General features: G+C 62.6%; 19 protein-coding genes. 13 read left to right on the forward strand and 6 right to left on the reverse strand.

The window, feature by feature from the left end:
- Window positions 1–3: 3 nt before the first annotated feature.
- A complete protein-coding gene (locus IWW33_RS10560; protein ID WP_174141077.1) occupies window positions 4–1,386 on the reverse strand; it encodes a glutamine synthetase family protein in 1,383 nt (460 codons plus the stop codon).
- 205 nt (window positions 1,387–1,591) lie between these two features.
- Between IWW33_RS10560 and IWW33_RS10565 the strand changes: the two genes are divergently transcribed.
- The 5 genes from IWW33_RS10565 to IWW33_RS10585 all read left to right on the forward strand — a co-directional run bounded on the left by IWW33_RS10565 (window position 1,592) and on the right by IWW33_RS10585 (window position 6,284).
- A complete protein-coding gene (locus tag IWW33_RS10565) occupies window positions 1,592–2,464 on the forward strand; it encodes a LysR family transcriptional regulator (RefSeq protein WP_046786863.1) in 873 nt (290 codons plus the stop codon).
- A 203-nt stretch (window positions 2,465–2,667) separates the two neighbouring features.
- The gene (gene rpoZ / locus IWW33_RS10570; protein WP_012312123.1) at window positions 2,668–2,931 is read left to right on the forward strand and encodes a DNA-directed RNA polymerase subunit omega; all 264 of its coding nucleotides are present in this window, start codon (window positions 2,668–2,670) and stop codon (window positions 2,929–2,931) included.
- A gap of 59 nt (window positions 2,932–2,990) precedes the next feature.
- On the forward strand, window positions 2,991–5,099 hold the full coding sequence (gene spoT / locus IWW33_RS10575) for a bifunctional GTP diphosphokinase/guanosine-3',5'-bis pyrophosphate 3'-pyrophosphohydrolase (protein WP_046786862.1): 2,109 nt from the start codon (window positions 2,991–2,993) through the stop codon (window positions 5,097–5,099).
- A gap of 23 nt (window positions 5,100–5,122) precedes the next feature.
- Window positions 5,123–5,503 (forward strand): RidA family protein, encoded by a 381-nt coding sequence (locus IWW33_RS10580; RefSeq protein WP_012312121.1) that lies wholly within the window; start codon window positions 5,123–5,125, stop codon window positions 5,501–5,503.
- A gap of 55 nt (window positions 5,504–5,558) precedes the next feature.
- Window positions 5,559–6,284, forward strand: a complete 726-nt coding sequence (locus IWW33_RS10585; protein WP_046786861.1) for a hypothetical protein — start codon at window positions 5,559–5,561, stop codon at window positions 6,282–6,284.
- Window positions 6,285–6,358: 74 nt separating this feature from the next.
- Here IWW33_RS10585 and IWW33_RS10590 read toward each other — a convergent pair whose 3' ends face one another.
- Complete coding sequence (locus IWW33_RS10590; RefSeq protein ID WP_174141078.1) at window positions 6,359–7,216, reverse strand: SDR family oxidoreductase; 858 nt, start codon at window positions 7,214–7,216, stop codon at window positions 6,359–6,361.
- Between the two features lie 191 nt (window positions 7,217–7,407).
- Here IWW33_RS10590 and exbB point away from each other — a divergent pair, with 191 nt between their 5' ends.
- From exbB to IWW33_RS10620, 6 genes are all read left to right on the forward strand, one after another.
- Window positions 7,408–8,379: a tonB-system energizer ExbB gene (exbB, locus tag IWW33_RS10595; RefSeq protein WP_174141079.1), complete on the forward strand. Its 972-nt coding sequence runs from the start codon at window positions 7,408–7,410 to the stop codon at window positions 8,377–8,379.
- A 3-nt stretch (window positions 8,380–8,382) separates the two neighbouring features.
- A complete protein-coding gene (gene exbD / locus IWW33_RS10600) occupies window positions 8,383–8,811 on the forward strand; it encodes a TonB system transport protein ExbD (RefSeq protein WP_012312117.1) in 429 nt (142 codons plus the stop codon).
- Complete coding sequence (locus tag IWW33_RS10605; RefSeq protein WP_039604282.1) at window positions 8,808–9,542, forward strand: energy transducer TonB; 735 nt, start codon at window positions 8,808–8,810, stop codon at window positions 9,540–9,542. The genes exbD and IWW33_RS10605 overlap by 4 nt, the downstream gene beginning before the upstream one ends.
- 94 nt (window positions 9,543–9,636) lie before the next feature.
- Window positions 9,637–10,563, forward strand: coding sequence for a hydrogen peroxide-inducible genes activator (locus IWW33_RS10610; RefSeq protein WP_012312115.1), 927 nt, complete (start codon window positions 9,637–9,639; stop codon window positions 10,561–10,563).
- Between the two features lie 3 nt (window positions 10,564–10,566).
- The gene (recG, locus tag IWW33_RS10615) at window positions 10,567–12,645 is read left to right on the forward strand and encodes an ATP-dependent DNA helicase RecG (protein ID WP_174141080.1); all 2,079 of its coding nucleotides are present in this window, start codon (window positions 10,567–10,569) and stop codon (window positions 12,643–12,645) included.
- 78 nt (window positions 12,646–12,723) lie between these two features.
- Window positions 12,724–14,127 (forward strand): aminoacyl-tRNA deacylase and HDOD domain-containing protein, encoded by a 1,404-nt coding sequence (locus tag IWW33_RS10620; protein ID WP_115273271.1) that lies wholly within the window; start codon window positions 12,724–12,726, stop codon window positions 14,125–14,127.
- Between the two features lie 32 nt (window positions 14,128–14,159).
- Here the strand turns inward: IWW33_RS10620 and IWW33_RS10625 are convergent, their stop codons facing one another.
- From IWW33_RS10625 to IWW33_RS10640, 4 genes are all read right to left on the reverse strand, one after another.
- Window positions 14,160–14,537, reverse strand: coding sequence for a helicase (locus tag IWW33_RS10625; RefSeq protein WP_039605049.1), 378 nt, complete (start codon window positions 14,535–14,537; stop codon window positions 14,160–14,162).
- A 147-nt stretch (window positions 14,538–14,684) separates the two neighbouring features.
- A complete protein-coding gene (locus tag IWW33_RS10630) occupies window positions 14,685–14,984 on the reverse strand; it encodes an HU family DNA-binding protein (protein ID WP_039605050.1) in 300 nt (99 codons plus the stop codon).
- Between the two features lie 188 nt (window positions 14,985–15,172).
- Window positions 15,173–16,321, reverse strand: a complete 1,149-nt coding sequence (locus IWW33_RS10635) for an FAD-dependent oxidoreductase (protein WP_115273270.1) — start codon at window positions 16,319–16,321, stop codon at window positions 15,173–15,175.
- Between the two features lie 34 nt (window positions 16,322–16,355).
- Window positions 16,356–16,523 carry a rubredoxin gene (locus tag IWW33_RS10640; RefSeq protein ID WP_012312109.1) on the reverse strand — a complete coding sequence of 56 codons (168 nt, stop codon included), beginning with the start codon at window positions 16,521–16,523 and terminating at the stop codon, window positions 16,356–16,358.
- Window positions 16,524–16,654: 131 nt separating this feature from the next.
- Here IWW33_RS10640 and IWW33_RS10645 point away from each other — a divergent pair, with 131 nt between their 5' ends.
- Both IWW33_RS10645 and ubiA read left to right on the forward strand, forming a co-directional pair.
- A complete protein-coding gene (locus IWW33_RS10645; RefSeq protein WP_119688041.1) occupies window positions 16,655–17,212 on the forward strand; it encodes a chorismate lyase in 558 nt (185 codons plus the stop codon).
- The gene (gene ubiA, locus IWW33_RS10650) at window positions 17,212–18,102 is read left to right on the forward strand and encodes a 4-hydroxybenzoate octaprenyltransferase (RefSeq protein ID WP_115273269.1); all 891 of its coding nucleotides are present in this window, start codon (window positions 17,212–17,214) and stop codon (window positions 18,100–18,102) included. The genes IWW33_RS10645 and ubiA overlap by 1 nt, the downstream gene beginning before the upstream one ends.
- Window positions 18,103–18,128 lie beyond the last annotated feature (26 nt).

An 18,128-nucleotide genomic window follows, 5' to 3' on the forward strand; every position in this document is an offset into this window, starting at 1 on the left:
GGCTTACACCGTGTGCAGGTACCAGTTGTACTCGAGGTCGGAGATCGATACTTCGAACTCGGCCAGCTCACTTTCCTTGCAGGCCACGAAGATATCGATGTAGTCCGGGCTTATATATTGGTTGAGGACTTCACTGTCATCCAGCGCGCGCAAGGCGTCGCGCAGGTTGTTCGGCAGGCTTTGCTCCAGCTGTTCGTACGAGTTGCCTTCAATCGGCGCGCCAGGCTCGGCCTTGCTGGTCAAGCCATGGTGGATCCCCGCGAGAACTGCCGCGAGCATCAGGTAAGGGTTGGCGTCGGCGCCCGCTACACGGTGCTCGATGCGCACGTTTTCACTGCTGTCGGTCGGCACGCGAACCGCTACGGTACGGTTGTCCAACCCCCAGCTCGGCGCATTCGGCACGTAGAACTGGGCGCCAAAGCGACGGTACGAGTTGACGTTCGGGCACAGGAAGGCCATCGACGCCGGCATGGTCTCCAGCACGCCACCAATGGCATGGCGCAGAGCATCGCTTTGCAGTGGGTCGTCATGGGCAAAGATGTTCTTGCCAGTCTTCTTGTCGAGCAGCGAAATGTGCACGTGCAGGCCATTGCCCGCCTGGCCTGGGTAAGGCTTGGCCATGAACGTGGTGTCCATTTCATGGTCGTAGGCGACGTTCTTGACCAGGCGCTTGAGCAGGATCGCGTAGTCGCACGCCTTCAGCGGATCGGCAACGTGGTGCAGGTTGACTTCGAACTGCGCGGGCGCGCTTTCCTTGACGATGGCATCGGCCGGCAGGCCCTGCTCCTTGGCCGCTTCCAGCATGTCCTGCAGGCAGTCGACATATTCGTCGAGGTCGTCGATGAGGTAGACCTGGGTCGACTGCGGACGCTTGCCCGAAGTGGGCGAGCGCGGCGGCTGCGGACGACCGTTGAGGTTGTCCTGGTCGATCAGGTAGAACTCCAGCTCGAACGCGGCGCAGATGTCCAGGCCCAGGTCATCGAACTTGCTCACCACCTGGCGCAGCACTTCGCGTGGGTCGGCGAAGAACGGCTCGCCCTCGAGCTCGTGCATGGTCATCAGCAACTGGGCAGTCGGGCGCTTCTGCCAGGGTTCGTTGCAGAGCGTGCCGGGGATCGGGTAGCAGATCCGGTCGGCATCGCCGATGTCCAGCCCAAGCCCTGTGCTTTCCACGGTCGAGCCATTGATATCCAGGGCGAACAGCGATGCCGGCAGGTTGATCCCCTTTTCGTACACCTTGTGCAGGCTGGCCCGCTCGATGCGCTTGCCACGTACCACGCCATTCATGTCGGAGATCAGCAGATCGACGTACTGAGTGTCCGGATGGGCCTGGAGGAAGTCTTTCATCTCGCTGGAAGAACTGGCGCACGGGGTGACCGACGTCATGGTGTACATCCTTTGATGTGCTGCGGCGATGTGGGGATACGGCTGGCGCCTCACGGGCGACGATGGTTGCAGCTGTTGTTTTTTTAACTTTCCCATCGTGGGGATTGGTTACCCGACCGGGCGCATTGATTCCCGGGGGCAGTTCCACTATAAAATGGCCTCAACGCAACAGACATTGGCATTTCGGCAAGTAGAGCGTGCACCAATGCAATATCAGATCACCCACGCCGACCTCTCCCTGGTCCTGGCCCTGGAGCGCGGGCGCTCACTGGCCAAGGCCGCCGAACTGCTCAAGGTCGATGTTTCGACCGTGTTCCGTTCGATTCGCCGGCTTGAGTCGGCACTGGGCACCGCACTGTTCGTCAAGAGCCGCAAGGGCTACCTGCCGACCGACACCGCCCAGGCCCTGGCCGAGCAGGCCGAACGGGCCGAGCAGGCGCTGGATGCTGCGCGCATCGCCATGACCAGTGGCGAGCAGGTGGTGAGCGGCACCGTTCGTCTGACATGCACTGAGGCGGTAATGCACAGCCTGCTGCTGCCGGCGCTGGCCGAGTTCATGCCCAATTACCCGGCTCTGTCGCTGGAGATGGGCACGTCCAACACCTTCGCCAACCTCAGCAGGCGCGATGCCGACATCGCCCTGCGCCTGACCAATACGCCGCCCGAGCACCTGGTCGGCCGTTGCCTGGGTTCGACGTCCTATGTGATCTGTGGCCAGCCGCAATGGCGCGAGCGCCTGGACGAGTCCCACAACAGCGTGCCATGGATAGCCCCGGACGACTCCATGCAGGACCACCCCACCGTGGTCTGGCGCAATCAGCAGTACCCCGGGCTGAGCCCGCGCTACCAGTGCAGCAGCATGTCGACCATTGCACAGCTGGTAAGCACGGGGCTGGGCGTTGCGGCGCTGCCCGACTACATGGTCCATGCACTGCCTGGTGTCGAGGCGCTGAGCGGACCGCTGGCCGGTTGCGACACCCAACTGTGGCTGCTGACCCGGCCCGATTGCCGGGCCTTGCGCTCGGTGCAGACATTGTTCGAAGAGCTGACCCCAAGGTTGCGCGGCGCGATGTTGTGAGATACAAGATGAAGGTGTCTGTCGCGGCCCTTTGGCGGTGGTTCGGCGCCCCGGCAAGCCCGCATCCACAGGGTGAGGGATGCAGGCCTGATGGGGTATCCGGCAAAACAGCGCTTCCCTATTGGCTGGTGATTTTTTAAACTATCGAGTCCGCCTGCCCATATTGGGCTGCACGCCCATCGCATTTGCTACTGAGGAAGACCATGGCCCGCGTAACTGTTGAAGACTGCCTGGAACACGTGGATAACCGTTTTGAGCTGGTCATGCTCTCGACCAAGCGCGCCCGTCAGCTGGCTACCGGCGGCAAAGAGCCACGCGTAGCGTGGGAAAACGACAAGCCGACCGTCGTTGCCCTGCGTGAAATCGCAGAAGGCATCGTCACCAACGAATTCATTGCCGCTGAAGAGATCGTCACCGAGGATCCGGTCTTCGCCGCGTTCGAGGACGAGTCCAACGAGGCTGTCTGATCGATGCCTGGTCGACGTCGCGCGGCGCAAGGCCCTCTTCCTCGGCAAGAGGTGAAACCATGCCGGGCATAGAAGCCTTAGCCGAACGGCTGTCGACCTACCTGGGCCCCGAACAGGTCAACCTGGTTCGCCGGGCCTATTTCTACGCCGAACAGGCACACGATGGGCAGCGCCGCCGCAGCGGCGAGCCCTATGTGACCCATCCGCTGGCCGTGGCCAGCATCCTCGCCGACATGCACATGGACCATCAGAGCCTGATGGCGGCCATGCTGCACGACGTGATCGAAGACACCGGCATCGCCAAGGAAGCCCTCAGCCAGCAGTTTGGCGAAACGGTTGCTGAGCTGGTCGATGGGGTCAGCAAGCTGACCCAGATGAACTTCGAGACCAAGGCCGAAGCGCAGGCTGAAAACTTCCAGAAGATGGCCATGGCCATGGCCCGCGATATCCGCGTGATCCTGGTCAAGCTGGCCGACCGCCTGCACAACATGCGCACCCTGGAAGTGCTGTCTGGCGAAAAACGCCGACGCATCGCCAAGGAAACCCTGGAAATCTACGCGCCCATCGCCAACCGGCTGGGCATGCACACTGTGCGCGTAGAGTTTGAAGACCTCGGCTTCAAGGCCATGCACCCGATGCGCTCGTCGCTGATCCACCGGGCGGTCAAGAGCGCACGCGGCAACCGTAAAGAGATCGTCGCCAAGATCGAACACTCGCTGGCCAACTGCCTGGCCGCCGACGGTATTCAAGGCGAGGTCAGCGGCCGGCAGAAACACCTCTATGGCATCTACAAGAAGATGCGCGGCAAGCGCCGCGCCTTCACCGAGATCATGGACGTGTACGCCTTCCGCATCATCGTCGACAAGGTCGACACCTGCTACCGCGTGCTCGGCGCCGTACACAACCTGTACAAGCCGCTGCCCGGGCGCTTCAAGGACTACATTGCGATCCCCAAGGCCAACGGCTATCAGTCGTTGCACACCACGCTGTTCGGCATGCACGGCGTGCCCATCGAAATCCAGATCCGCACCCGCGAAATGGAAGAGATGGCCAACAATGGCATCGCCGCACACTGGCTGTACAAGTCCAACGACGACGAGCAGCCCAAAGGCAACCATGCGCGCGCTCGCCAGTGGGTCAAGGGCATCCTCGAGCTGCAGCAGCGTGCCGGCAACTCGCTGGAATTCATCGAGAGCGTGAAGATCGACCTGTTCCCTGACGAGGTCTATGTCTTCACGCCCAAAGGCAGGATCATGGAGCTGCCCAAAGGCTCCACCGCCGTCGATTTCGCCTATGCGGTGCATACCGATGTGGGCAACAGCTGCATCGCCTGCCGCATCAACCGGCGCCTGGCGCCGCTGTCCGAGCCGCTGCAGAGCGGTTCGACGGTCGAGATCGTCAGCGCCCCGGGCGCGCGGCCCAACCCGGCCTGGCTCAACTTCGTGGTCACCGGCAAGGCCCGTACGCACATCCGCCACGCACTCAAGCAGCAGCGACGCTCCGAGTCGATCAACCTTGGCGAGCGCCTGCTGAACAAGGTGCTGACCGGTTTCGACAGCAGCCTCGAGCAAATCCCTCAGGAGCGTATCAACGCGATTCTCGCCGAGTACCGCCTGGAGCTGATCGAAGACCTGCTCGAAGACATTGGCCTGGGCAACCGCATGGCCTATGTGGTGGCCCGCCGCCTGCTGTCAGCCGAAGGCGAACAGCTCCCAGCACCGGAAGGCCCTCTGGCGATCCGCGGCACCGAAGGCCTGGTATTGAGCTATGCCAAGTGCTGCACGCCCATCCCGGGCGACCCGATCGTCGGCCACCTGTCGGCAGGCAAGGGCATGGTCGTGCACCTGGAGAACTGCCGCAATATCAGTGAAATCCGCCATAACCCGGAGAAGTGCGTACAGCTTTCCTGGGCCAAGGACATCACCGGCGAATTCAATGTCGAGTTGCGTGTCGAGCTGGAACACCAGCGCGGCCTGATTGCCCTGCTGGCCAGCAGCGTCAATGCCGCCGACGGCAACATCGAGAAGATCAGCATGGACGAACGCGACGGCCGCATCAGCGTTGTCCAACTGGTGGTCAGCGTGCACGACCGCGTGCACCTGGCTCGTGTGATCAAGAAGCTGCGTACGCTGACCGGCGTGGTCCGCATCACCCGCATGCGTGCGTAGTCCGCCAACCGCAAGGAGTCATCATGAGCAAGACCGTCATCAACAGCGACAAGGCCCCTGCCGCCATCGGTACCTACTCGCAAGCGATCAAGGCCGGCAATACCGTTTACATGTCGGGCCAGATTCCGCTGGACCCGAACACCATGGAACTGGTTGAGGGCTTCGAAGCCCAGACCGTACAGGTCTTCGAGAACCTCAAGGCCGTTGCCGAAGCTGCGGGCGGTTCGTTCAAGGACATCGTCAAGCTGAACATCTTCCTCACCGACCTGAGCCACTTCGCCAAGGTCAACGAAGTGATGGGCCGCTACTTCGAGCAGCCGTATCCAGCCCGTGCCGCCATTGGCGTTGCCGCGCTGCCAAAAGGCGCCCAGGTAGAAATGGACGCCATCCTGGTCATCGATTGATGCCGCAGGTGACGGGCGCCTTGCCCGTCACCTTTCAGTTCAAGGTTAACCTACCATGCGTCAAGCACTGCCCCTCGCGCTGGCAGCCCTGCTTCTGAGCGGCTGCGCCAGCCACAAACCCGAAGATTTCAACGGCACCTGGATCAACCAGGACGCCATCAACGCCGCCGTCAAAGGTGGCAGCCTGCGCCAGGCCCTCAATGAACACGGCCCCATCTTCGAGTGGAAACTCGATGTGGCCAGCCAGCAGGCCAGCTACAGCAATGGTTTCGAGGCCGCCGACGGCCAATTGAGCGCCGCTGACAAGCAATGGCAGGCCAACTTCCCGGGCGGCCAGACCGAACAGCTGGCGCTGGATGGCGACGAGCTGAAAGCCACGGACACAACAGGTGCCGAACGCAGTTTCGTCCGCGCCAAACAGCTCGGTAATGTGCCCTTGGGCAGCAGCTTCGAGAAAGCACTGTACCAGGCGTACCTCGGCGGGGACTGGAAGATTGTCGAAGGCCAGGGCACAGGTAGCGTCGTCCGGTTCACCGATAACGGCGGCGTCACCGGCCTGCCCGGCCCTGACCGCTACGCCCTGTGCCTGGCCGGCGATTGCGCAAGCATGGGGGGCAGCAACGACAGCCTTTGGCTTGAGCGCAACCAACGTGGCGCGCCATTCATCTTCAAGCGCGATGGCGACAAGCTGGAGATCTTCCAGGCGCTCAACCGCGCACAGCCCGATGAAATCCCGCAACTGGCAGCCGGTACCCGCCAGTGGGTGCTGGAGAAAGACTGACCCAAGTCGCGCCTGGTTTCACTGGCCTAATCGCCGGCTTGCCGGCGATAGGGCCAGCAGCGATACAGCAGGCTTCAGCCTTCGCCTTTCAGGATCGCCGCGTAACCTTCCTTGTAACTCGGATACTCCGGCACCCAACCCAATGCCCGCACCCGGGCATTGCTGCAGCGCTTGCTGCCGGTGCGGCGCACCCGCTGCTCATCGGACCATTCGGTAACGCCCATGTAAGCTCGCAACCAGCCAACCACATCGGCCAGTGGCGCAGGGTCGTCATCAACGCCTATATAGCAATCGTCCAACGCCACACCATCGCCATCGGCCTGCAGCAGGAACGCCAGCAGGCTTGCGGCATCCTCGGCATGGATACGGTTGCCATACAGCGGCGGCTCGGTCGCCACCCGATAGCCCTGACGCACCTGGCTGAGGAGCCACTCACGCCCGGGGCCGTAGATCCCCGTCAGGCGCACGATGCTTGCCGGCATGCCGCCAGCCAGGGCCAGCCGCTCAGCCTCCAGCATCACACGCCCCGAATAGCCTTGCGGCTCGGTAGATGCGGCCTCATCGATCCACTCCCCATCCTTTTGTGCAAACACACTGCTGCTGGACACGAACAGCAGGCGGCGCGGGCGCTGCCCACGCTCGGCCAGCCAACCCAGCACGTGACGCAAGCCTTCAACGTAAGCGCTTTGATAACCCGCCTCATCGTGCTGGCTGGCGGCTACGCAATACACCAGATAATCCGGGGAATGCTGTGGCCAAGCCTGGGGCATGCCCGAATCGGACAGGTCGGCAGCGATCGGTACAACACCCTGTGGCAGGTGTTCGACCGAACGGCGCAGGCCGCTTACCTGCCAGCCACGGGCGAGCAATTGGCGGGCCAGCCGGCCGCCGACATCACCACAACCTACGATCAATACGGAACGGTCTGACATCACTTAACTCCCTAGACCAAAGGATCAGGCTAGCCGGATTACACGATAGGCGGCTAGACCATGGGCGAAAAAAGCAACGAGATTACTTTTGTTAACAAGAATTACTTGCAATAATGGCACCCCTATCTGTTCTCGGCCTATCTCGAGGCCTTGGAGAACGCACACTTTTTTCTTCATCAGGTCCGGCCAGCATGACACCTACTCACACTTCCGCTTCGCCAACCCCGTCACGCGCCTGGCGCGCCATTGCCGCGCTGATGTTCAGCCTGGTGCTGGCCCCAGCGGCTATGGCCGATGAGCCCAATACCAACGTCAGCGCCCCAGCAGCTGCAAGCGCACCGACCACCCCAGCCACCGAAAGCCAGGCACCTGCTGGCGACGTTCAGGCCGCTACGCCGGTCGATGCGCCGGCGGCAGCGGCCCCAAGCACCGAAGCCGTGGTCGAGAAAACTTCGCTGGGCATGGCCCATGACCTGTCCCCATGGGGTATGTACAAGAACGCCGACGTGGTGGTGAAAGCGGTCATGATCGGCCTGGCCATTGCCTCGATCATCACCTGGACCATCTGGATCGCCAAGGGCTTCGAGCTGATGGGCGCCAAGCGTCGCCTGCGCGGCGAAATCGCACAGCTGAAGAAGTCTGCCAGCCTCAAGGAAGCCAGCGAGGTCTCAAACAAGGAAGGCACCCTGGCCCACACGCTGGTCCACGACGCCCTGGAAGAAATGCGACTGTCGGCCAACGCCCGTGAAAAAGAGGGCATCAAGGAACGCGTGAGCTTCCGCCTGGAGCGCCTGGTGCATGCCAGCGGCCGCAACATGAGCAGCGGCACCGGCGTGCTCGCCACCATCGGCTCCACCGCGCCGTTCGTCGGCCTGTTCGGTACCGTGTGGGGCATCATGAACAGCTTCATCGGCATCGCCAAAACCCAGACCACCAACCTGGCCGTCGTTGCCCCCGGTATCGCCGAAGCACTGCTGGCCACCGCCCTGGGCCTGGTCGCAGCGATCCCGGCCGTAGTTATCTACAACGTCTTCGCCCGCTCCATCGCCGGCTACAAAGCCCAGGTTTCCGACGCTTCAGCGCAGGTCCTGCTGCTGGTCAGCCGAGACCTGGACCACCAGGGTGGCGAGCGCGTCGCCCCGCACATGGTGAAAGTGGGGTAAGCCATGGGCCTGCATCTGAACGAAGGTGGCGACGACCTCGCCGAAAACCACGAAATCAACGTCACGCCGTTCATCGACGTGATGCTGGTACTGCTGATCATTTTCATGGTGGCCGCGCCCCTGGCCACGGTCGACATCAAGGTCGACCTGCCGGCCTCGACCGCCAAGCCGGCACCGAGGCCGGAGAAGCCGGTGTTCGTCAGCGTCAAGGCCGACCAGAAGCTGTATGTCGGTGACGATCAGGTGCCTGCACCCAGCCAGCTTGGCCCGATGCTCGATGCCAAGACCAAGGGCGACAAGGAAACCACCATCTTCTTCCAGGCCGACAAAGGCGTGGATTACGGTGACCTGATGGAAGTGATGAACAACATGCGCGCGGCCGGCTACCTCAAAGTCGGTCTGGTAGGTCTCGAGACGGCAGCCAAGAAATGACGAAGACGCGGCACAATCTGGCGCGTTACAGCGGCAGCCTGGCACTTGTGCTGGGTGTCCATGCCGTCGCTGTGCTGCTCACGCTCAACTGGTCGGTGCCCCAGGCCGTCGAGCTGCCCCCGGCAGCCATGATGGTCGAACTGGCACCGCTGCCCGAGCCCGCACCGCCACCACCACCGAAGGCCGCTCCACAGCCACCGGCACCAGTCGAAGAGCCGCCGCTGCCCAAGGTGGCCGAAGCGCCCAAACCAAAGATCGCCATCGCCAAGCCGCCCAAGCCCAAACCCAAGCCTCAACCGCCGAAGCCTGAGAAAAAGCCTGAGCCGCCCAAGGATGAGCCACCGACCAAAGAACAGGTCGTGGACACGCCGCCAACCAACACGCCACCGCAGAAGTCCGCGGCACCGGCACCCAGCATTGCCGCGAACAGCAAAGCGTTGCCGACGTGGCAGAGCGACCTGCTGCGCCACCTGGCGAAGTACAAGCGCTACCCGGAAGACGCACGCCGCCGGGGCCTTCAGGGCATCAACCGCCTGCGCTTCGTGGTCGACGCCGAAGGCAAGGTGGTCTCGTACTCCATGGCCGGTGGTTCGGGCAGCGCGGCACTGGACCGGGCAACCCTGGAAATGATCCGCCGGGCCGGCAAGGTACCCAAGCCGCCTGCCGAATTGCTGAACAATGGCACGATCGAAGTAGTGGCACCGTTCGTCTACTCGCTGGACCGTCGCTGATACTTTTGTTTCTGTCACAAATCGGCAAGTCTGATAACGTGCGTCTATCGATTGCAGCCGCTATGCTGGGCTCGCAACTTCATGGACGCACGTTATGACCCTCACAGAATTACGCTACATCGTCACTCTCGCCCAGGAGCAGCACTTCGGCCACGCCGCCGAGCGTTGCCATGTCAGCCAGCCCACCCTGTCCGTCGGTGTCAAAAAGCTTGAGGACGAGCTTGGCGTGCTGATCTTCGAGCGCAGCAAGAGCGCGGTGCGCCTGACGCCAGTCGGTGAAAGCATCGTCGCCCAGGCACAGAAGGTACTGGAGCAGGCGCAGGGCATCCGCGAACTGGCCCAGGCCGGCAAGAACCAGCTCACCGCCCCGCTCAAGGTCGGTGCTATCTACACCGTCGGCCCTTACCTCTTCCCGCACCTGATCCCGCAGCTGCACCGCGTGGCACCGCAGATGCCGCTGTACATCGAAGAGAACTTCACCCATGTGCTGCGCGAAAAACTGCGCAATGGTGAACTCGACGCAGTGATCATCGCCCTGCCGTTCAACGAAGCCGACGTGCTGACGCTGCCACTGTACGATGAGCCATTCTGTGCCCTGATGCCCGCCGACCACCCCTGGACGGCGAAAAAGACCATCGACACCGCCATGCTCAACGACAAGAGCCTGCTGCTGCTCGGCGAGGGCCACTGCTTCCGCGACCAGGTTCTGGAGGCCTGCCCAACGCTGAACAAAGGCGGCGAAGGCGCCAAGCACACCACGGTGGAGTCCAGCTCGCTGGAAACCATCCGCCATATGGTCGCTTCGGGCCTGGGCGTGTCGATCCTGCCGCTTTCGGCGGTGCACAGCCACCACTACGCGCCGGGGGTCATCGAAGTGCGCCCGCTTACCGCACCGGCACCCTTCCGCACCGTAGCCATCGCCTGGCGCGCCAGCTTCCCGCGGCCCAAGGCCATCGAGATCCTTGCCGACTCGATTCGCCTCTGCTCGGTAGCCAAGCCCGCTGTGGAACAACCGGCCTGAGTCATGACTGAGCTGTCGAAGGTCTCTGTCACCGCGCTCAAGGGCGTAGGCGAAGCCATGGCGCAGAAGCTCGCCAAGGTCGGCCTGGAAAACCTGCAGGACGTGTTGTTCCACCTGCCGCTGCGCTACCAGGACCGCACCCGGGTGGTGCCTATCGGCGCCCTGCGTCCCGGCCAGGACGCCGTGATCGAAGGCGTGGTCAGTGGCGCCGATGTGACCATGGGCAAACGCCGCAGCCTTGTCGTGCGCCTGGGCGATGGCAGCGGCGTGCTCAGCCTGCGCTTCTATCACTTCAGCAATGCGCAGAAGGAAGGCCTCAAGCGCGGTACCCACCTGCGCTGCTATGGCGAGGCCCGCCCCGGTGCCTCGGGCCTGGAGATCTACCACCCGGAGTACCGTGCACTCAATGGCGACGAGCCGCCGCCGCCGGTCGAGCAGACCCTGACGCCGATCTACCCGTCCACCGAAGGCCTCACACAACAGCGCCTGCGCCTGCTCTGCCAGCAGAGCCTGGATATGCTTGGCCCACGCAGCCTGCCGGATTGGTTGCCGGACGAACTGGCCCGGGACTACCACTTGGCACCGCTGGACGATGCCATCCGCTACCTGCACAACCCTCCGGCCGATGCCGACCTTGATGAGCTTGCCGAAGGCCAGCACTGGGCCCAGCATCGCCTTGCCTTCGAAGAGCTGCTCACCCACCAGCTGTCGCAACAGCGCCTGCGTGAAAGCCTGCGCAGCTTGCGCGCTCCGGTTCTGCCCAAGGCCAATAGCCTGCAGGTGCAGTATCTGGCCAACCTGGGCTTCAAGCCGACCGGCGCACAGCAGCGGGTAGCCGATGAAATCGCCTACGACCTGAGCCAGGCCGAGCCGATGATGCGCCTGGTACAGGGCGATGTCGGCGCCGGCAAGACCGTGGTTGCCGCACTGGCGGCGCTGCAGGCACTGGAGGCCGGCTACCAGGTGGCGCTGATGGCGCCCACCGAGATTCTCGCCGAGCAGCACTACATCACCTTCAAGCGCTGGCTGGAGCCGCTGGGCCTGGAAGTCGCCTGGCTGGCCGGCAAGCTCAAGGGCAAAGCCCGCGCCAGCGCCCTGGAACAGATCGCCAACGGTGCGCCGATGGTGGTGGGTACCCACGCGTTGTTCCAGGAAGAAGTGCAATTCAAGCACCTGGCCCTGGCGATTATCGACGAACAGCACCGTTTTGGTGTGCAACAACGTCTGGCCCTGCGCAAGAAGGGTGTTGCAGGCGAACTGTGCCCGCACCAGCTGATCATGACCGCCACGCCGATTCCGCGCACGCTGGCGATGAGCGCCTATGCCGACCTCGACACCTCGGTGCTCGACGAACTGCCGCCAGGGCGCACGCCGGTGAACACCGTGCTGGTCGCCGACAGCCGGCGTTTCGAAGTGGTGGAGCGGGTGCGCGCCGCTTGCGCCGAAGGGCGCCAGGCCTATTGGGTCTGCACCCTGATCGAAGAGTCCGAAGAGCTCACCTGCCAGGCAGCCGAGAGCACCTACGAAGAACTGGGCAGCGCCTTGGGTGAACTGCGCGTGGGCCTGATCCACGGGCGCATGAAGCCTGCGGAAAAGGCCGCAGTGATGGCCGAATTCAAGCAAGGCGGCCTGCAACTGCTGGTCGCAACCACGGTGATCGAGGTGGGTGTGGACGTGCCCAACGCCAGCCTGATGATCATCGAGAACCCTGAACGCCTGGGCCTTGCCCAACTGCACCAGTTGCGCGGCCGGGTTGGCAGGGGCAGTGCGGTGAGCCACTGCGTGCTGCTGTATCACCCGCCCCTGTCGCAGATCGGCCGCGAACGCCTGGGGATCATGCGCGAAACCAACGACGGTTTCATCATCGCTGAAAAGGACCTGGAGCTGCGCGGCCCCGGCGAGATGCTCGGGACGCGTCAGACCGGCCTGTTACAATTCAAGGTCGCCGACCTGATGCGCGATGCCGACCTGTTACCTGCCGTGCGCGACGCCGCACAGGCCCTCATTGCACGCTGGCCCGAGCACGTCAGCCCACTGCTCGACCGTTGGCTGCGCCACGGCCAGCAATATGGCCAAGTGTGACGCCAGTACCAGAATGGATCCAGCTTTGCGACCAGACTGGTTATACTTCGCGTTTAAAAGAATCAGTGGATACGGACCATGACTGAAGCTGCCCTGGACACCGCAACCCCACACGCACCGTCTGTTATCCGGCTGTTGCTCGAAAAACTGGGCGTTGCCTATCGCGAGGTGCCAGAGCATACGCAACTGCCGGCTGCTTCACGGGTACAGGCGATCCTGCTGGATGACGAGATCGGCGCATTGATGGTGCTGTTCCCGCAGAGCAAGCTGCTGGACCTCAATCGTCTGGAAGAGCTGACGGGCCGCAAGCTCAAAGCCGTGCCGGTACAACGCCTGAAACAGATGCTCGACAAGCACCATCTGAAGGCCTTGCCTGCGATTCCGGCGCTGACCAGTTCGCCCTGCCTCTATGAAGGCAAGTTGCTCGATGCCGAACGCCTGCTGATCCAGTCCGGTGAAGCCGGTCTGTTGCTGGAAATCCAGCGTGACGACTTCAAGCACATGATGCAAAAGGCCAGCGCTGGCACTTTCGGCCAACCCGTCAGGGAAATACGCCCCAATCTCGACCGCCCGGATGATGACTCCAGGGAGATTACCCTAGCAGTGCAGGCATTCACCGCCCGCCGCATCCAGAAGCGCCTGGAAGAAACCATCGAGATACCGCCGCTGGCCGATACGGCGCAGAAAATCATCAAGCTGCGGGTCGACCCCAATGCCAGCATCGACGACATCACCGGCGTGGTCGAAACCGACCCGGCCCTGGCCGCACAGGTGGTCAGCTGGGCTGCTTCACCCTATTACGCCTCCCCAGGCAAGATCCGCTCGGTGGAAGATGCCATCGTCCGCGTCTTAGGCTTCGATCTGGTGATCAACCTGGCCCTGGGCCTGGCATTGGGCAAGACGTTGAGCCTGCCCAAGGACCACCCGCAACAGGCGACGCCGTACTGGCAGCAGTCGATCTACACCGCGGCCATCATCGAAGGCCTGACCCGGGCCATGCCGCGGGCCGAACGCCCTGAAGCCGGCCTGACTTACCTGGCCGGGCTGTTGCACAACTTCGGCTATCTGCTGCTGGCGCATGTGTTCCCGCCGCACTTCTCGCTGATCTGCCGCCATCTGGAGGTCAACCCTCACCTGTGCCACACCTATGTGGAGCAGCACCTGCTGGGTATCAGCCGCGAGCAGATCGGCGCCTGGCTGATGAAGCTGTGGGACATGCCCGAAGAGCTGTCGACCGCGCTGCGCTTCCAGCATGATCCTGCCTATGACGGCGAATACTCGGCGTACCCCAACCTGGTGTGCCTGGCGACCCGTCTGCTGCGCTGCCGCGGCATCGGCTCGGGGCCGCAGGAGGCGATCCCCGACGAATTGCTGGAGCGCCTGGGCATTACCCGGGAGAAAGCTGAGGACGTCGTGAACAAGGTGCTCGAGGCCGAGAGTTTGCTGCGCGAACTGGCGTCGCAGTTCAACGCACCGCACTGAAAACGTTGGGGCTGCACAGCAGCCCCAGCTGTTCAGCCTTTTTTCTTCTTCGGTTTCAGGTATTTCATCAAACCCTGGAACCACATCACCAGCGCCGGATTGCCCTTGATCTGGATGCTCTTGTCCTGAATGCCCTGCATGAACGCCAACTGCTTGTTGCTCGCCTGCATCGTGGCGAAGCCATAGGCAGCGTCCTTGAAGGCAATGGCAAAGGCTGGCTGCGGATGAGCGCCACCTTTACTGCTGATGCGTTCGCCACTGACGATGAAGTGCCGGGCAACCTTGCCATCGAGCGTCTGCATCTGGAACACCAGGTCCTTGTCCTTGAGTTGCTGCTGAAATGCCGGGTTGTTACGGCTGGCCTTGGCCATCAACAACCCCATGGCCCAGAGAAGAAAGCGGAACTTCATCAACGCGCCTCGAATATAAAATGACCGAAGCGCACAGTTTATCCGTTTCCTGAACTATTTACGCACATTCGCAGCTCGATGCTTTCCGAAAGCACAACGGGCGCACTGAGGCGCCCGTTTGAGCAGAGGCTGCAAGTCAAGCGTCGGTCATTTGGCTTTCTTGGCCGGCTTGGCGGGCACATTGACGCTGTCACGCAGGTTTTTGCCAGGCTTGAAGGCCACAGTATTGCTGGCCTTGATCTTCACCGGCTCACCGGTCTGAGGATTCTTGCCGGTACGGGCGCCGCGATGCCGTTTTTCAAAAGTGCCGAAGCCGACGAGGGTCACGGTGTCTTTGTCCAGCGCACCGGTGATGCTGTCGAGAATGGCATTGAGCACCTGATTGGCCTTTTCCTTGGTCAGATCGGCCTTTTCGGCGATGACGGCGGCGAGTTCTGGTTTACGCATAATGAAGCCTCTTTGACGGGAATTCTTGTTGTTATTGCCGTGCTGCCCGTGAAGCAGCGTTCAAGGCACCGCAGGCTCTAATCTGCGGCAGACGGAAGTGAGAATGGCACGCCGACCGGGGCCGCGCCAGTATCTGGGCGGCCATTGTGCGGTCAACTACAGGATAAATCCGACAGAACGCCCGTTGTTTACGCCATCAGCGCAGGCAGCTGCCGGTTCAGGGCCAGTTTTTCCATGACGGCGCTGCCTGTCAGGGCATAGCCCAGCAACTGGCCGTCAGCAGCGTGACAGAGCACTTTCAGGTCACTGCCCTGCCCTTGCACCTGCCAGGTACCTTCGCAACCAGGCGGCGGCGGCGAAACCACCAACGGGCAAGCCGGTGTTTTCACAGTGATGGGCATCGGCCCGTAACTGACCTGCGCCGGGTTGCCTGTCAAAGTCTGGGCCAGGGCTCGAGCGCAGGCCATCAATGGCATCACATAGAGCAGGTTGATACCTTCGACTTCAGCGCAGTCGCCCAGCGCGAAAATGTTGCCGTGGGAAGTGCGCAGTTGGCGGTCCACGACTACGCCGCGGTTGGTCTGCAGGCCCGCTGCAGCGGCCAGGTCGGTACGCGGGCGCAGGCCGATGGCCGATACCACCAGGTCGCAGGCGATCACGCTGCCATCGGACAAATGCGCCTCAAGGCCCTCACTCACCTGCTGCAGGCGAGTGAGTACGGGGCCCAGGTGAAAACGCACGCCCAGCCCTTGCAACCCACCCTGAACGGCAGCGGCAGCGGCAGGATGCAGCAGGGTAGGCATGACCTGCTCGCACGGCGCCACCACATCGACCTCAAAACCACCCAGGCGCATGTCATTGGCGAACTCGCAGCCGATCAGGCCGGCCCCGAGGATCAATACACGCTGCTTGCCAGCCGCGGCAACACGCAAACGTGCGTAGTCTTCCAGATCATTGACCGGGAACACATGATCAGCCCCGTCACCGTCCACCGGCACCTGCACGGTCTGCGCGCCCCAGGCCAGCACCAGATCGCGATACTCCACCGCTTCTTCACCAATCCACAGGCGCTTGTGGCCAGGGTCGATACCGCTGATGCGCGTGTGGGTGCGGATAACCGCCTTGAGTTGCTCGGCCATGGCCCCCGGCTCGGCCATGCACAGGCCGTCCGCGTCCTTTTGCTTGGCGAAGCCGGTGGAAAGCATGGGCTTGGAATAGGAGCGACCGTCGTCGGCCGTAATCAGCAGCAGCGGCGTATCGCCATCGAGCTTGCGAAACTCACGGGCGAGGTTATAGCCGGCCAGGCCGGTCCCGATGATGACCACGGGGGACGTCATGTCGTGCTTTCCTCTTGGTTGAACAGCATGGCGATCAGCCGATGGCGATCATTTCAAAGTCGCTTTTGCCGACGCCGCAATCGGGGCACAGCCAATCTTGCGGCACATCCTCCCAGCGGGTACCCGGCGCGATGCCGTCATCCGGCCATCCTTGGGCCTCGTCGTAGATCAGGCCACAGACAATACATTGCCACTTCTTCATGATTTGTCGTTCCTCGGTACAGGCTCAGGCTTTGTCATTCGGGCTCAGGGCCCTTACGCGGGCATTATGCAAGCAGTTGGGGCAATCATGCTAAGCTCGCCGCCTCTATGGCTGTAATCAAGCATACCGACGTGTCGTACGAATCCCCGCAAGCAGCCGCTGTCGCGTGGCTGGCGTATCCACAACTGGCGGTCGATACCGACCAGCCTGCCCTCGACTGGCTGTTCGACGAAGGTTCCCTGACTCGCCGCCTTACCCGACTGTCTCACGATCATTTCAGCGTCACTCCGCTGTTCGAGGGCTGGCAGGCGCTGCGCGATGACGAATGCCTGGCGCTGGGTATCGCGCCAGGCGCTGAAGGCTGGGTGCGCGAGGTGTACTTGCGCGGCCATGGTCAGCCGTGGGTCTTCGCCCGCAGTGTGGCCAGCCGTAGCGCCTTGGAACACGGCGGTTTGCACCTGGAAACCTTGGGCAGCCGTTCGCTGGGCGAGTTGTTGTTCTGCGACCAGGCGTTCATCCGTCACCCCATTGAAGTGTGCACTTATCCACAGCAGTGGTTACCTGTCGAAGCGGCCCATGCAGGGTTGTGGGGGCGGCGCTCGCGCTTCGAGCGCGATGGCCTCGATCTGCTGGTGGCCGAAGTATTCCTGCCGGCACTGTGGCAAGCAGCCAAGGAGGAAAACTGCTGATGTACCTGCAACTGCTCAAGTCGCTCAACCGCGTGCACCCGCGCGCCTGGGACTTCATCCAGCTCAGCCGCATGGACCGGCCGATCGGCATCTACCTGCTGCTGTGGCCGACCCTGACGGCGGTGTGGATTGCAGGCCTTGGTTCGCCCACCTTGGCCAACGTGCTGATCTTCGGCCTAGGCGTGGTGCTGATGCGTGCCGCTGGCTGCTGCATCAATGACTTCGCCGATCGCAAGGTCGATGGCCACGTTAAACGCACCGCCGACCGCCCGCTGGCCAGTGGCCGGGTCAAGCCACGCGAGGCGCTGGCGCTGTTCGGGATCCTGGTGGCGGTGAGCTTCCTGCTGGTGCTGTGTACCAACAGCAAGACTGTGTGGCTGTCATTCGGCGCGGTGGCTTTGGCGTTCTGTTACCCGTTCATGAAGCGCTACACCTATTACCCGCAGGTAGTGCTGGGGGCTGCGTATTCCTGGGGTATCCCCATGGCCTTCACTGCCGCCGGCGGCGAGTTGCCGGCCAGCGCCTGGCTGCTGTACATCGCCAACCTGCTGTGGACGGTGGGTTACGATACCTACTACGCCATGGTCGACCGGGACGATGACCTGAAAATCGGGGTGAAATCGACTGCGATCCTGTTCGGCGAGTCCGACCGGGTGATCATTCTGACCCTGCAGATGCTGTCGCTGGGCTGCCTGTTGCTGGCGGGAAGCCGCTTCGAGCTGGGTGGCTGGTTCCACCTTGGGCTGCTGGGTGCCGCACTGTGCTTTGCCTGGGAGTACTGGTCGACGCGCAAGCTGGACAGAGAGTCGTGCTTCAAGGCGTTTCTGCACAATCACTGGGCGGGGCTGCTGGTATTCATGGGTGTGGTGCTCGATTACGCCCTGCGCTGAACACAACCTCGGCAAGCCACCCTGTG

This window comes from Pseudomonas sp. M2 (assembly GCF_015751845.1).
GTDB lineage: Bacteria > Pseudomonadota > Gammaproteobacteria > Pseudomonadales > Pseudomonadaceae > Aquipseudomonas > Aquipseudomonas putida_E.